At 44.4% G+C, this 14,173-nt stretch carries 15 protein-coding genes; 13 read left to right on the forward strand and 2 right to left on the reverse strand.

Going from position 1 to position 14,173, the window contains the following annotated elements:
• Positions 1-136: 136 nt before the first annotated feature.
• The 5 genes from NSQ55_RS02775 (at position 137) to NSQ55_RS02795 (ending at position 5,080) form a co-directional block, all read left to right on the forward strand.
• Positions 137-529: a MerR family transcriptional regulator gene (locus NSQ55_RS02775; protein WP_076185170.1), complete on the forward strand. Its 393-nt coding sequence runs from the start codon at positions 137-139 to the stop codon at positions 527-529.
• Between the two features lie 37 nt (positions 530-566).
• Positions 567-893 (forward strand): thioredoxin domain-containing protein, encoded by a 327-nt coding sequence (locus tag NSQ55_RS02780; RefSeq protein WP_076124458.1) that lies wholly within the window; start codon positions 567-569, stop codon positions 891-893.
• A 111-nt stretch (positions 894-1,004) separates the two neighbouring features.
• Entirely contained in the window at positions 1,005-2,753 is a 1,749-nt protein-coding gene (locus NSQ55_RS02785; protein ID WP_339171038.1) for a spore germination protein, read from the forward strand.
• A 27-nt stretch (positions 2,754-2,780) separates the two neighbouring features.
• Complete coding sequence (locus NSQ55_RS02790) at positions 2,781-3,872, forward strand: GerAB/ArcD/ProY family transporter (RefSeq protein ID WP_339171040.1); 1,092 nt, start codon at positions 2,781-2,783, stop codon at positions 3,870-3,872.
• Positions 3,869-5,080, forward strand: a complete 1,212-nt coding sequence (locus NSQ55_RS02795; protein WP_339171042.1) for a Ger(x)C family spore germination protein — start codon at positions 3,869-3,871, stop codon at positions 5,078-5,080. The genes NSQ55_RS02790 and NSQ55_RS02795 overlap by 4 nt, the downstream gene beginning before the upstream one ends.
• Before the next feature lie 28 nt (positions 5,081-5,108).
• On the opposite strand, the gene NSQ55_RS02800 is transcribed toward NSQ55_RS02795, so the two are convergent.
• Positions 5,109-5,996, reverse strand: a complete 888-nt coding sequence (locus tag NSQ55_RS02800) for a CHAD domain-containing protein (protein WP_339171045.1) — start codon at positions 5,994-5,996, stop codon at positions 5,109-5,111.
• Between the two features lie 239 nt (positions 5,997-6,235).
• On the opposite strand from NSQ55_RS02800, the gene NSQ55_RS02805 reads away from it, so the two are divergent.
• Positions 6,236-7,129, forward strand: coding sequence for a hypothetical protein (locus tag NSQ55_RS02805; RefSeq protein WP_339171048.1), 894 nt, complete (start codon positions 6,236-6,238; stop codon positions 7,127-7,129).
• Positions 7,130-7,231: 102 nt separating this feature from the next.
• Here NSQ55_RS02805 and NSQ55_RS02810 read toward each other — a convergent pair whose 3' ends face one another.
• A complete protein-coding gene (locus tag NSQ55_RS02810; RefSeq protein WP_179089422.1) occupies positions 7,232-8,011 on the reverse strand; it encodes a carbon-nitrogen family hydrolase in 780 nt (259 codons plus the stop codon).
• 164 nt (positions 8,012-8,175) lie between these two features.
• Between NSQ55_RS02810 and NSQ55_RS02815 the strand changes: the two genes are divergently transcribed.
• The 7 genes from NSQ55_RS02815 to NSQ55_RS02845 all read left to right on the forward strand — a co-directional run bounded on the left by NSQ55_RS02815 (position 8,176) and on the right by NSQ55_RS02845 (position 14,082).
• Positions 8,176-8,604: a MarR family transcriptional regulator gene (locus NSQ55_RS02815; RefSeq protein WP_076304354.1), complete on the forward strand. Its 429-nt coding sequence runs from the start codon at positions 8,176-8,178 to the stop codon at positions 8,602-8,604.
• A gap of 33 nt (positions 8,605-8,637) precedes the next feature.
• Entirely contained in the window at positions 8,638-9,273 is a 636-nt protein-coding gene (locus NSQ55_RS02820) for a nitroreductase family protein (RefSeq protein WP_076223389.1), read from the forward strand.
• Between the two features lie 59 nt (positions 9,274-9,332).
• Positions 9,333-9,626: a putative quinol monooxygenase gene (locus NSQ55_RS02825; RefSeq protein ID WP_036676736.1), complete on the forward strand. Its 294-nt coding sequence runs from the start codon at positions 9,333-9,335 to the stop codon at positions 9,624-9,626.
• 175 nt (positions 9,627-9,801) lie between these two features.
• Complete coding sequence (locus NSQ55_RS02830; protein WP_052096745.1) at positions 9,802-11,370, forward strand: phospholipase D-like domain-containing protein; 1,569 nt, start codon at positions 9,802-9,804, stop codon at positions 11,368-11,370.
• A 62-nt stretch (positions 11,371-11,432) separates the two neighbouring features.
• Complete coding sequence (locus tag NSQ55_RS02835) at positions 11,433-11,810, forward strand: hypothetical protein (protein WP_076185165.1); 378 nt, start codon at positions 11,433-11,435, stop codon at positions 11,808-11,810.
• 74 nt (positions 11,811-11,884) lie between these two features.
• Positions 11,885-12,211 carry a metalloregulator ArsR/SmtB family transcription factor gene (locus NSQ55_RS02840; protein WP_036676741.1) on the forward strand — a complete coding sequence of 109 codons (327 nt, stop codon included), beginning with the start codon at positions 11,885-11,887 and terminating at the stop codon, positions 12,209-12,211.
• Positions 12,212-12,318: 107 nt separating this feature from the next.
• Complete coding sequence (locus NSQ55_RS02845; protein WP_339171060.1) at positions 12,319-14,082, forward strand: SulP family inorganic anion transporter; 1,764 nt, start codon at positions 12,319-12,321, stop codon at positions 14,080-14,082.
• The last annotated feature ends 91 nt before the right edge of the window (positions 14,083-14,173 follow it).

Consider the following 14,173-nt stretch of genomic DNA (forward strand, 5'->3'; position numbering starts at 1 on the left):
GGATATACCTGTTTTAACATAAAACACGAGTCCAACTGCAGGTTAGCCGCGGTTGGATTTTTTTTGTTGACTCTAACATTGGTGTCAGGGTTTATACTGGGGTAGAACAATTCTCATGAACCCCGGGGAGAATGCTATGAAAATAGGTGAGCTTGCTAAACTGACGGGCGTAAGCGTCCGTTCACTTCGTTACTATGAGAGTCAAGGATTAATCTCGCCGATCCGTCAGGCCAACGGATATCGGGAGTATTCTTCACTTGCTGTAGAGACGGTAGAAACGATTAAACTATATTTGAACCTGGGTCTGTCGACAGAGCAGATCGCGGGCTTTCTACATTGTGTCTTGAAGAACAAAGAAGCTTTCTGCGCAGAAGTGATGCCACTATACCGCAGTAAATTGGAAGATATTGAACGTCAGCTTGTAGAGCTGAATCAGATCAAGAGGAATTTGGAAGAACGAATGGCATCTATTCTGCAGGAGCAGGATGAGAGCAAGCTGGGAACGTGTCCACTGGAGAACTTGGAATAGTACTGCTGGTGTTGAAAAATATGAGGAGGAATGGCAAATGTCTATTATAAATGCCGATAGTGCGGATTGGGTGCGGTCAGAAATACGTGGTGGAGGAACGGTACTGGTGGATTATGGTGCGCCATGGTGCCCCCCTTGTAAGGTGCTGCTGCCTGTTCTGGAAGATCTTCACCAGGAATATGGAGACGATGTTTCTATTGTTAAGGTGAATTGTGATGAACTGCCGGATTTGGCTGGAGAAGCGGGTGTTATGGGGATGCCTACAGTCATTGTATATAAAGAGGGGCAGCCCGTGGAAAAGCTGGTCGGTCTGCGTCCGAAAGCAGCCTACCAAGGCATACTGAACAAGGTTCTTCAAGCATAAGGCGATAATTTTAAAGATGAAATTAGGGAGACTCCATATTGTGGGGTCTTTTTTGCGTGCATGATTTACCCATCTTCGGTAAAAAATACGAACACAGTTATAAAGGAGGTGATGAGGGTGTGGAATATTATTCTAGAGATAATTCCTAAATGGAGTGTGATTTTCCAAGCTATTATGATCTTTTTCGTTCCGTTTATTCTAATCCGGATGATGAGTTGGGCTAATGTAAAGGAAGATACGATAAGTACTAGAGCAAAAAAAGCTGCCGGCAGCATAGGTGGTGGGGTTCCTTACGGAGAAGCATCTCTAGGTTCTAGCAATACGAAAAAGGTTACTAAGGCGGACGATTCCGTTGGAATCAGTGAAGAATCTCCTACAGGAGCAAGCTATAGCGGTCAATTTCGGGAGGATTTGCAAAGATTTAAAGAGATGAGCACAGATATGCATGATGTGAGTTTTCGGGAGTTGCGTATCGGAGGTATAAAGCTGCAAGCGGCCCTTATATTTGTAGATGGACTGACAGATAAAGATAAAATGGATCGGAATATTCTGAAGCCTTTAATGGATGCCTATAAGGTTTTTAAGGATCCCCATACGATACCGGAAGCAAAGGATCTAAAAGATATTCTCATTCATGAGATCGTGCTTATTTCGGAAGTTGAGTTTACGGATAATGTGAAGCTCTCCCTTCAAAAGGTATTGTTCGGCTCTGTAGTGCTGTTAGTAGAAGGGATACCGGAGGCTATTGTGCTCAGCACCCCGAAGGGGAACACAAGAGGGATAGAGGAGCCTGAATCAGAAGCTGTCTTGCGGGGATCTCGAAGCGGATTTAATGAGACGTTAAGTGATAACACGGCATTACTGCGCCGACATGGGCAGAGCACAGAGCTAGCCATGATTTCTTTTACTGTAGGAAAGAGGATGAAGAAGGATCTGGTTCTAACTTATATCAAAGATATCGCGAATGATGAACTTGTCGAAGAAGTCAAACGAAGAATTAGGACGATTGATATAGATGATGTGCAAGAATCTGGTTATGTGGAGCAATTAATCGAAGATAATAGCTTCACGCCATTCCAGCAGATTCAGAATACGGAAAGACCTGACCGCGTAATGGCAGCGTTATTGGAAGGGAGAGTAGCTATCCTGCTGGATGGCACACCTTTTGCCTTGATCATGCCCGTGTCCTTCGGGATGCTGTTGCAATCCCCAGAGGATTATTACGATCGGTGGATGGTGGGGTCGTTGGTGCGCTTACTGCGTTTTCTCGCCGCATTGATATCAATGTTTGCACCGGCACTATATATTTCCTTCCTCTCCTTTCAGCCGGGATTGATTCCGACAAAGTTGGCCATTTCAATCATCAGCTCCCGCCAAGGTGTACCTTTTTCGGTATTAATCGAAGCTTTGATCATGGAGACCTCAATCGAAATATTACGGGAGGCTGGACTCCGGCTGCCTAAACCTATCGGTCCCGCGATGGGGATTGTTGGCGGTCTAATCATCGGCCAAGCCGCGGTAGAAGCGGGAATTGTGAGTCCAATTCTAGTCATCGTTGTTTCAGTTACAGCAATCTCCTCCTTCACCATCCCTATGTATAGTGCGGGAATGACGCTGCGTATGCTCCGTTTTGTGGCTATGTTTTTTGCAGCAGTCTTTGGATTATATGGAGTTGTATTATTTTTTCTTTTCCTGAGTGCCCATTTAATCAAGCTAAAAAGCTTTGGCATACCCTATCTTGGCATGTTTATACCGTATAAGACTAAGGATTGGAAAGATTTTATATTCCGTATGCCACTGCAATTTCTAACAGGCCGTCCTACGCTGTTGAAGCCGAAGGACCCCCGACGCAAAGGGTGAGAGATCTAAGTAAAGGAGGAAGAGAATATGAGTGCCGAGGTGAAGGATCGAATTACTGCTGTTCAAGCGACAATCATACTAGCCAATTATACTATTGCGGCAGGGATAATTACACTTCCTCGGACGATTGTAGAGGCTAGTGAAACTCCAGACGTGTGGATCTCCGTTTTTTTAGGGGGAGTAATTACCTTTTTAACAGGTTTAATTATAGTGAAACTTAGTCAACGGTTTCCAGGTCAAACTATCTTTCAATTTAGCGGGAAAATCATTGGCAAGCCACTTGGATTGATGCTCTCTATATTAGTGATTGTTTATTTTCTGTGTATAGCCAGTTTTGAAGCACGTTCCGTACAGGAAGTGACCTCTTTTTTTCTGCTGGAGGGAACGCCTCCTTGGGCTATTGTTGCCATATTTATTTGGATAGCCTTCTATTTATGCAGAGGAGGACTTAATGCCATCACTAGCATGTGTAGGTTGATTGTTCCGATTACTTGGACAGTTTTTGTTGGAGTATGCTTGCTTAGTATTGAAGTTTTCGATATCGATAATTTGCGGCCTTTCCTTGGAGATGGTTTAGGACCGGTATGGAAGGGCATCAGGCCGACCATTCTGACTTTTACTGCTGGTGAAGCGATGCTGTTCGTTGTTGCTTTTATGGATAAGCCACAAAAAGCAGTAAAGGTAATTATTGCTGGATCATGTATATCAACGTTCTTTTATCTTTTAGCTGTTGTAATGACTATTGGTGCGTTTTCTATAGATGGAGTGGTCACAAGAACTTGGCCATTTCTTGATCTAGTGCGAAGCTTTGAGGTGAATTATCTTATTTTTGAGAGGTTTGAATCGCTGCTGCTGGTAATCTGGATTATGCAAATTTTCTGCACCTTCTGCATCACTATTTATGCTGCTGCTTTGGGAGTTTCTCAAATATTTCATAAACGATTTAATAGCTGCTTATTGGCTATACTTCCATTAGCCTATGTAGTTTCCAGAATGCCACCAAATGTGAATGCTCTATTTGCATTAGGGACAGTCGTAGGTAATTGGATGATCGTTTTATTTGGATTAATTCCATTGCCGCTGTTGATCATCGCACATTTCCGGAGGGCGGCTTCATGAAAAAATGGAGAGTGTCGATTACATTTCTTATAGTATGTATTCTGTTGACCGGTTGCTGGAGCAGTACACCAGTTGAGGAGTTAAGTATGGAGATTGGCGTTGCCCTGGACAGTGCGGAGGAGACAGGGGATGAGGAGGCAACCCAGCAAGGAGGCGGGGGGAATCCTATGCCTGCCCAAATAATGAGTACCTACCAGTTTACGATTCCTCAAGGCTCAGGAGGGTCAGGTATGAAGTCTGGGGCTTCCCCATCCTCAACCAGAAATTACTATAACATGAGTGAAGTAAGTGATTCGATGTTTGAAGCATTACGGGCACTTTCACTGCGTACTAGACGTACTCCGATCGGACATCACCTTAAGGTCATTGTGATCGGTGAGAAGCTTGCACGCTCTACCAAGTTTTCTGAGTTAATTGATTTCTTTAGCAGGGATAACGATATCCGTCCCAGTGTTCTACTATATGTCAGCAAGGGAAAAGCTAGAGATGTATTGGAAAATGCGCTGCCGGGCCAAACCCCTTCATTTGTATTAGAGGGGATTTTTGTGAATAGAAGTCGGAGCACGAGGATATGGGAGCCGGTTTCAATAGCTAAAGTAGCGGGTCCTTTGCATGGTAAAAGAAGTTTCATGTTGCAGAATGTAATTTCTTTAGAAAAAGAGAAGGAGACAAAGCTGGATGGAGCAGGCGTAATTAAAGGGAAAACGGGAAAGCTCGTTGGTTTTTTAGATGCATCGGAGCTGGAAGGAATGGTCTGGCTGACTGGAAAGGGAGAGGGGGGTGCTCTCAAAGCATACGACCCGTCTAACAATAAGCTCATTACCTATGAAATCAAATCCCTGGGTAGCAAGTATAAGGCCAATGTGAAGGATGGGAAGATCTCCTTTCATGTGAAAATAGAATCTACGGGGAGATATGGTGAGGCTTTTGCCAAGAGTGCAAAAAAGTTACATGACGGAATTGTAAAGGAGGATAAAGCAGTGCTGGAGAAGCATGTCTTAGACATGCTTCAGGTCACTGTGAAAAAAATGCAGAAGGAGCTGCATACAGAGGTTGCAGGTTTCGGCAACGCTTTGCGTATTCAACATCCAGCCGTATGGCGGAGCGTAGAGGATAACTGGGATGAAACCTTTAGCGAGATTCCGATTACGTATGAAGTGAAACTGAATATTGAAGAGTATGGTGCATCAGATACAACGGCTGAATAGAAAGGACCATTTGCAATGTTGTATGGAGCTACTTCGTTTGTGTCTGGATAGGAATGACATCATTATGATGCAGTGCATCGAGCACTTCATCCTTTAATTGCGACGTGAAGGAATTCCATGCTTTTTTACCGATGTCCAGCTCTTCACGTCCAATAGCATTCAGTGTTTCCAGCCATAGACGTTTGTCGTTAATCAGCCCAAGTTGATCTTGAATCTCCTTATAGATCTCCTCATGCGCATGGAATTTCTGATTTAATGCAAAATCGGCTGCACTCGCGGTATAACGCAGTTCCTTAGCAGCAATTCTTAGCTGATGCAAAGCGTCGAAGGCTTCTTTAGATTCGGCATTGTCTTCATGGAAAATAGCTTTACAGGTTTTTTTCTTCTGCTCATAAGCGATCTCAAGCTCACGCATAACAACGTTAACATTCTTTTTGGCGGCTAGGGCTTCAAGCTGCTCGCTTAGGAAGGTCTTCCACTTTTCCTCGAGGTCTTCATTGATTAGTTCAGGCAGCTCCTTAGCAAGCTTCTTGCGGTAAGTTTTGCGCTTATCCTTTTGGTAAGCAATCACTGCCTTTAACAGGTCTGCAGTTTTGGAATCTCCGTTCTCCTTCGCTTGCTTGCGCTTGTTCTTGAAAGATTCTATTAGAACATCTGCATCTCTCACTTTACCTAATCTCTTTTGCGCTTTTTTGAAAATAGGGTACAGGCCTGAAGTGTGCCGCGGATCAAGAATGGATAATAGACTTAGCAGCTTACGGCAGTTCACTCTTGCCTGGTGGATATCTTCATCAGCGAATTTATTTAATGCGTCATGGCTGTAATCCCAAAAGTTGATATAAAGGTGGTTAAGGGCTTGTTCCCATTGCTTTGTTTTGGTTAGCTGTCGTTCTTTGGTCAGCTTGTCTCCTGTCATGCAGCATCACTCCTTAACGTTTGGGATAGCATGAATTTAGGGCTTCCCCTATTATGCTCTGGGGTAAGTCCATTTACTATAAGAATAGCGTTATCATAACCTCATTTCAATTCTCTGCTCACAGCATGGAGACAGATCGGTTACAATATTACTATCATTATTTATACGGATAGGCTTGGATCTTTAGCTGGTAGAGAATAGCAGGTCTCGTGGCTCATATTCGGGAAAGAGGGGCTTTGGTGGATACTCGTGAGTATGATTCAATATTTAGTAAACTTCCTTCAGAAATGGGGCTCTTTCAACATCTGAGTGCAAGGGATGAGAGCAAAGGTACAGAAGCAGGGAGCTTAGAGGATATGCTGGTCCCGTTCGCTTTTGAGGAAACCTTATGCCGGGATGTTGGAGCGGGACTTATACCTCCTAGCTTACATCTGTGGAGTCATTCTGGTGGTGTGGCACTTGGACTTCGGGACAGTAAGCTACCGTGTGCAGCTCAGGCGATGCTTACGCTTGAGGCGCAAGGGATTAGAACGGCGGTTAGGCATTCCGGCGGGGCTGCGGTGCCTCTGGATGCAGGGATCATTAATATTTCTCTAGTTCTGCCCAAAGGACGTGGAAAGCTGGACTTTCATGATGACTTTAGGCTCTTGGCTGCTTTGATCACGGAAGCGGTTGCTATAAGTCATCCACAGGCTGCGGCGCAAATTGAGGCTGGTGAGATTGTTGGTTCTTACTGCCCTGGTGATTTCGATCTGGCCATTGGTGGCCGGAAGTTTTGTGGTATTGCTCAGCGTAGGCAGAACAATGCCTATTTTGTACATGCTTTTGTCGTAGTTTCTGGCTCGGGTCAAGAACGTGGTGAACAAATTCGGAATTTCTATGCGCAAGCCTCCGGAGGAGACTCCTCATTAGCTTATCCACGGGTTCGTCCAGAGACGATTGCTGGACTTGGTGAACTAGGTGGACCTGAAGTGGCAACAGTGTTTGTGGAGGGAATTATTCAGGCTTTAATTCATCGGGGAGTGTCCCTTAGACCATCCGGCATTTTGCAGCAAGAGACAGGATACAACTTGGACTATGATGATCCACGTGTGCTCGATGCAACGCGGGTGCTTCGCGAGCGGTATTCCTGAGATCTAAGCATGGGTTGGAGTCTGTTAAAAAAGGACGTAACGGAAAGCTGGCTAGAGCCAGCCTACGTAACGTCTTTTTTAATATTCAACAATCACGCTCTTTTAATTATACAACTCAGGACGTCTGTCCGAAAAAATCGGAATTTGTTTCCTAATCTCACGCACCTGATGTAAATCGATCTCTCCGGTTAGAATTTGTTCCTCTTCAGAAGCCTCACACACAATATCTCCCCAAGGATCAATAATCATTGAATGCCCAGCAAAGATATTGGCAGGATCGCTGCCTGCACGGTTGCAGGCTACAACATAACATTGATTCTCGATGGCCCGGCTGATCAATAGCGCCCGCCAGTGGGACACTCTGGACAGTGGCCATTCAGCACAGACGAACAGGATTTCCGCCCCTTGTGCAGTATGGGCGCGAACCCACTCCGGAAAACGAATATCATAACAGATTAGCCCTGCACATAACGTTTCGTCTAATATAAATAGTCCTTTGGCTTCTCCCGGTTGTAGATACAAATGTTCATCCATCAGCTGGAACAAATGCAGCTTGCTGTATTGTCCGACGAGCTCACCTGATCGATTAAATACATACATTCGATTAGTTACACCAGTATCATTTCGGCTAGCGACAGAACCAGCGATGATATTGATGCTATATTGTTTAGCTAAGCTGGAGATGAATTCCTTGGTAATTTCTCCTTCCGGATCGCCAATATCTTCTAAGCGAGTTAGATCATAACCAGTGGTCCATAGCTCAGGGAGAATCAGACAATCGGGGGCAGCGACAGCGGCTTCATTTATTTTCTGGGCAACAGCAGCATAATTCATAGTGGGATTGCCAAATGCTATATCCAGCTGAATCAGGGATATTCTCATAGGTATCCTCCTCTTTTGTTCAAGCGTATAGCACCGGATGAGGATAAGCAATGTTGATTTTTTACAAATGATTTGATATATTAGTTGACGGGTCAATGATTATGCGTTAGTATAATTTCATACAAAACAATTGCATGCAATTAAATATAGAAAGGAGGTATATTTTGACGGAGTACTGTCCTGAGGAAGAACATATATTTGAACTGCTGCAGGCCTTAAACAAAGGAATCTCTCCAAAATTTGAACGTTGTGCAGGGATCAGTCCCACACGGCTTCGCCTCCTGCATGAACTGTTTCGGGTAGATGAAGTCAGCCAAATCAGTCTGCAAAAGGAAATGGATATTGATGCGGCAGCCGTCACACGTCATCTGAAGGGATTGGAAGAGAGTGGCATGATCGCTCGCCGCAATAACCCAGCCGATAACAGGGTCACATTGGTCTCATTAACCGATCAAGGTCGGGAAAGAATGGTTAAATATAGCGAAGAGAAAAGGCGGTTTATCGCTACTCTTCTAACAGGTTTTAACGATCAGGAGCGAGCAGTGCTCATTGATATGCTCAATCGTCTGCAATCTAATATCATTCTGTTGTAACTTACAAAACACACTCAAAGGAGAATTAAACATATGAACGCTACACAAACAAATGATTTTCAAGAAATTATTACAGGACGCCGCTCTATCCGCAAATATGATCCATCCGTTAAAATCAGCAAAGAAGAAATGACACAGATCCTTGCCGAAGCTACACTTGCTCCATCTTCAGTGAACATGCAGCCTTGGCGTTTTCTGGTCATTGAAAGTGACGAAGCTAAAGCTACTTTAGCGCCTCTCGCTCGTTTTAATAACGTACAAGTAGAGACTTCTGCGGCTATGATTGCCATCTTTGGTGATCTGAACAACTTCGATTACGCTGAAGAAATTTACGGTACGGCTGTTGAACGTGGACTTATGCCTGCTGAAGTAAAAGAAAATCAATTAACCAGATTATCCGCTCATTTCGCTAACCTGCCACGGGAAATTAACAGAGACACCGTGCTTATCGATGGCGCACTTGTTGCTATGCAGCTGATGCTGGTTGCTCGTGCACATGGTTACGATACAAACCCAATTGGTGGATTTGAAAAAGACCAAATCGCTGAAGCGTTTGGTATGGAAAAAGATCGTTATGTTCCTGTAATGCTGCTCTCCATTGGTAAAGCTGTTGATGCAGGTTACCCCTCTGTTCGTCTGCCTATCGATAAAGTTGCTGAGTGGAAATAATTGTTAAAGTTAGTAAGCCAACACGCTACCATAAACACTAATCTTAGGAGGAATATACAATGATCATTATTCATGCTGTACTTAAAGTTAATCCAGAGCGTCGCGAACAGTTTTTGACGGAGTCTAAAGCATTACTGGCTGCTACTCATGCTGAAGAGGGTAACCTTTCTTATGAGCTATATGAGAATGCTGGAGAAGCCAACTCATTTATTATGATTGAGCAATGGCGTGATGCTGAAGCAGTATCCAGCCACAATACGAGCGCTCATTTCACTGCTTTCTCAGCTAAAGCTGGCGAATTCTTGGCTGCTCCTCTAGATGTTAAAGTATTTAGCGCAGAACAGGTAAAATAAGCTGTCTCCATTCTTAGCGAATTCTATTTAAACCTAAACAGGGATGATCCATAGCCATAAAGGCTGTGGGGCATCCCTATTTTGCATTTCACCCCGTTTATAAAAAGGAGATCTAGGGTATCTATCCTTACCTTGATTCAAAGGCATGCAATATAAACGATGGGGGACTTTACATATGAAGACACAGAGAAATATGATTGATTTCTTGAATTATTATCTATCCGGCGGATCGCTTGCCCGTATTATGGGTGTAGCAGGAGAAGAGGTGGAGCGTAAGCTTGAGGGGATAGACCTAGAGGCTGCCAGAGCCTATCGTCAGACGCTTGGCGGAGTCATTACGACAAGTCAGCAGCTATTCCAGCTTCCTGGATTTAGCCCAAGCTTACTGGAACAACTTACTGAAGTATTGGGCAGACTAGACTCAGGCAAGCTAAAGGTTCTGGCTCCGCAGACTACGTGGAATAATCAAGTAACACCTTACGTGAATGGTCCGGAGTGTCTAGGAATGATATTAGAGGAGATCAGAAAAGCGCAGCATTATATCCACCTGTCTGTCATGCTTTTTTTTAATGATCGCTCGGGCAATCTGGTTGCAGATGAACTGTTTTATGCTCTTAAGCGTGGCGTTAAGGTAAGGGTTATGGTCAATTACACATTGACGGCTTTGGGGTACGGAAATAATCTGGAGTACGGCCAGTTCTCCAAGATTGCTGATCAGCTTGAGAATGCAGGAGCCAAGCTGCTGAATACCTTCAATTCGTATTATACAGCCATTGAATGGCGGGTGAAACGAAAGGCGCTGGAGCAAGAGGGAGTGCCGGAAAGTATCCTGTTTCTGCAGGATAAAGTGCAAGAGGATGTTGAGGTTACAGGACTGAATGTCATCGATCATCGGAAGTTTATGGTCATAGATGGGGTAACCTCGATTATAGGCAGTGTAAATATTGGTGACCAATATACGTATGAGACCCCAGTGCAGGCATCCTCTGCAATGAGTATAGATGGACATCCACAGGGGATTCCTAGTAAAGAGGCTGAGTGGCATGATGGTTGCTTCCGGATTCGCGGCGCTGCAGCGCAGCCTTTGAATGCGATGTTCTATTCTCGCTGGCTGCTTCTAGGCGGAGATCATTTTGATGTGAATGATGTCTTTTATTATCCTGATGTGGATTATCATTTTGGTGAGGAAGAATGTACGCTGTTAGCAAGCTTTCCAGGTAACCCGGTTAACCTGATTCAACAATATTATCTGGATTTAATTACTTACGCGGCTGAAGAGACTATCATCGTGAATCCTTATTTGATTGATCAGGATTTTTGGGATCGGCTCGGGCTGCTTGGTCCGGAATGCTCGTGTAATTTGAACATTTGTAACCCGCTGGAGGTTAATGATCATCCTACAAATCGCGCGGCGGTAAGAGGCAATATGTATATGCCGTTTATTAACGGTGTTTCCTTCTATGACTACAGTGCCACCGGTCGATTTTCCCATTGGAAAATTACCTATGATCATAGATCACAAGCCGTTTTTCATGGTTCATATAATATCAACGAAAGAAGTGCCTGCCACGATTTTGAGCTGGGAATGCTGGTAAAAGGGGAGGCCTTTGCAGAGCAGATAAAGTCTATGATCGATTATGACCTGAGTGTCTCGCGGAAGATTACCAGTAAAAGTGAGTTCTTTAAGCATCCTTGGTTACATCCTAGTACTTATCTGAATAAGGCAACCCAGAATTATACTTGATAAATTGGGCTAATTCTCATGATATAATGATCGTTATAAATCATTAGGATGGAGTATTGGCTATGCAAATCAAAATTACAAAAAGTGGTTTGAAAAAGGACGAGGTATTCTTTCTCACAGAATTTGGGGAGGGCCGGGGAATCTGGTGTGGTGCTCCTGTGAATCCAGGGGCAGAAATGGATGTGGAATTCGAGCTTTCGGAGCTGCTTATGAGGTGGGTGGATATCCATCCTGTGCCTGCAGGTGAGTTCAACATCAGGCTCGAACAGGATAGGGTTATTTTTACGGGCGTGTTGGAGAATATTGAAGAAGATGGCACAGGATTTTTACGAATAGGTGAAGGGTTAGTGATGTTCGAGTGTCTCGGTGAACCTATGGCACTGGGTGTGTTCGTAGAATTGCAGGTCCGTGATGTGCGAATCTATCCCTTCAGTATTTGACGCTTCTTAGGGACTAAGATAACATACAAAGATAACATTAGATTCAGAAAGTTAAGCATGAGGAGTAGAAAGCTATGAACACCGAAATTCAGCAATTTAAGACCGAATTCTTCAAGGCGCTGGCTCATCCGATGCGTATTCGTATTCTGGAGCTGCTTAGCGAAGGTGAGAAGAATGTGAATGAACTGCAGGCTATTCTCGGCTCGGAAGGTTCTGCTGTATCCCAGCAGCTAGCTGTTTTACGCGCCAAAAATGTAGTAACCAGTGTGAAAGAAGGCACCACAGTCATTTATGCCTTACGTGATCCTCTGATCAAGGACCTTCTGGTCGTGGCCAAACAAATATTTGATAACCATCTCGTGAATACCATTTCATTGCTGGAAGGCATGCGCGGCGAGTGAAAATGGAATAGATTAACGTTATTTTGGCGTTGACAACAGTCGCGTCCTAGAGTAATGTTCTTCTTATATTCAAATAATCAGATATTTAAAGAAAAGAAGGTTTGAACATGACAGGGCGGGGTCGTTATAAAGGCTACAACATGAACGCTTTTCGCAAGGATTTGATATCAGGGACAATCGTCGGGGTTATTGCCATTCCTTTAGGGATGGCATTTGCTATTGCTTCTGGTGTAAAGCCGGAATATGGCATTTATACGACAATCGTTGCCGGCATATGTATTTCATTGTTCGGGGGATCGAAATTTCAGATTGGTGGACCGACAGGTGCATTTATTCCTATCTTGTTCGCCATTGGGATGCAGTATGGTTATGAGAACCTGCTGTTAGCGGGGATGATGGCGGGGGTTATTTTAGTCCTCATGGGATTGTTAAGGCTGGGTGTACTGATTAAATTTATTCCGAAGCCGGTCACGATTGGTTTCACAGCAGGAATAGCGGTTATTATCTTCACCGGACAGATTGCTAACTTCCTTGGGTTAAGGGATATTGAACGGCACGAGAGCTTTGTAGATAACATGAAAGAAATTGGACTTCATCTATCGACGATCAATGGATATAGTATCCTGACCGCCGCGATTTGTCTGGCCGTTGTTATCCTAGCGATTCGCTTTGCTCCGAAGGTGCCGGGTTCATTGGTCGGTCTTCTTTGTGCGACTGTCATAGCAGCGTTATTTTTTAGCGGTAAGGTGACTACGATTGGTTTGGCCTATGGGAATATCCCTAATACACTGCCAAGCTTCCGTTTTCCGACCATTACCTGGGAGCGGATTACACTGCTGATTCGTCCGGCCTTTATCATCGCGATGTTGGGTGCTATTGAATCCTTATTGTCAGCTGTCGTAGCTGATGGGATGACAGGCAGCCGCCATAACAGCAACCGTGAACTGATTGGTCAGGGAATCGCCAATATTGCAGCTCCATTGTTTGGAGGAATTCCAGCCACAGGTGCCATTGCCAGAACCGCCACAAATATCAAAAGCGGCGCAGTTTCTCCGATCTCAGGGATCGTTCATGGGGTAGTGGTATTCCTAATTCTTCTGTTGTTTGCACCCTATGCTTCTAGTATTCCGTTGGCAGCGATGGCTCCTATCTTGATGGTAGTAGCTTGGAATATGAGTGAGCGTAAACAATTTCTTCATTTGCTTAAAATCAAAACAGGCGATTCTTTGGTATTATTCATCACTTTCTTGTTGACGATATTTGCAGATTTAACGCTGGCCGTAGAGGTGGGATTGATTCTTGCGGTGATTTTGTTTGTGAAACGGATGGGAGAGGTTCATCTGGTATCCAAAGTATTGCCTGATCCTAATTCCGTCAAGGTAGGAGCACATATGGTAACGGAGAGTCATGATTGTCCGCAGATTGGGATTTATACCGTGGAAGGGCCGCTGTTTTTTGGCGCTGCGTATAGATTTGATGACACCATGCCGGGTTATGGCTCCGATCAGCCGAAAATTATATTAATGCGGATGGGAAAAGTGCCATTCATGGATACTACGGGTGAATCCAATCTGGCGGAGCTGGTGCGGCATCTCCATGCTGATGGAGGGAAACTGATGATCTCCGGTGTTCAGCCGCAGCCGCTTGAGCTTCTTAAGAGAACCGGGCTATATGACAAAATAGGAGAGGCACAGTTCTATCAGCATACCGGTGAAGCGATCAATGAAGCTCTTAGCAGTATTAATCACAATAAATGTATCGGATGCAGTCATGCGGCGTTTAGGGAGTGTACGGCATTATCCTGTCAGGAGGATGCAGGTGGACTACGAGGTCTGACAGGACGCAAGAAGCCAGCATTGCCTCTGAACTAATCAGCGGTACTTGAGCTTAATAAATAAAGTCGGCCTGGGCGCTATTCTTGCGTCTGGGCTTTTGTATTAAAATTGGACTTCGGAATTCTGA

Origin of the sequence: Paenibacillus sp. FSL H7-0943 (assembly GCF_037963265.1) — a bacterium.
GTDB classification, from domain to species: Bacteria; Bacillota; Bacilli; order Paenibacillales; family Paenibacillaceae; genus Paenibacillus_AQ; species Paenibacillus_AQ odorifer.

Excerpts from the sequence above, each read along its gene's own strand:
- NSQ55_RS02800 (WP_339171045.1), bottom strand. The coding sequence starts at position 5,996 with ATGACAGGAGACAAGCTGACCAAAGAACGACAGCTAACCAAAACAAAG.
- NSQ55_RS02830 (WP_052096745.1), top strand. The coding sequence starts at position 9,802 with ATGAAGACACAGAGAAATATGATTGATTTCTTGAATTATTATCTATCC.
- NSQ55_RS02810 (WP_179089422.1), bottom strand. The coding sequence starts at position 8,011 with ATGAGAATATCCCTGATTCAGCTGGATATAGCATTTGGCAATCCCACT.
- NSQ55_RS02795 (WP_339171042.1), top strand. The coding sequence starts at position 3,869 with ATGAAAAAATGGAGAGTGTCGATTACATTTCTTATAGTATGTATTCTG.
- NSQ55_RS02820 (WP_076223389.1), top strand. The coding sequence starts at position 8,638 with ATGAACGCTACACAAACAAATGATTTTCAAGAAATTATTACAGGACGC.
- NSQ55_RS02845 (WP_339171060.1), top strand. The coding sequence starts at position 12,319 with ATGACAGGGCGGGGTCGTTATAAAGGCTACAACATGAACGCTTTTCGC.
- NSQ55_RS02785 (WP_339171038.1), top strand. The coding sequence starts at position 1,005 with ATGAGGGTGTGGAATATTATTCTAGAGATAATTCCTAAATGGAGTGTG.
- NSQ55_RS02775 (WP_076185170.1), top strand. The coding sequence starts at position 137 with ATGAAAATAGGTGAGCTTGCTAAACTGACGGGCGTAAGCGTCCGTTCA.
- NSQ55_RS02825 (WP_036676736.1), top strand. The coding sequence starts at position 9,333 with ATGATCATTATTCATGCTGTACTTAAAGTTAATCCAGAGCGTCGCGAA.
- NSQ55_RS02840 (WP_036676741.1), top strand. The coding sequence starts at position 11,885 with ATGAACACCGAAATTCAGCAATTTAAGACCGAATTCTTCAAGGCGCTG.
- NSQ55_RS02790 (WP_339171040.1), top strand. The coding sequence starts at position 2,781 with ATGAGTGCCGAGGTGAAGGATCGAATTACTGCTGTTCAAGCGACAATC.
- NSQ55_RS02835 (WP_076185165.1), top strand. The coding sequence starts at position 11,433 with ATGCAAATCAAAATTACAAAAAGTGGTTTGAAAAAGGACGAGGTATTC.
- NSQ55_RS02780 (WP_076124458.1), top strand. The coding sequence starts at position 567 with ATGTCTATTATAAATGCCGATAGTGCGGATTGGGTGCGGTCAGAAATA.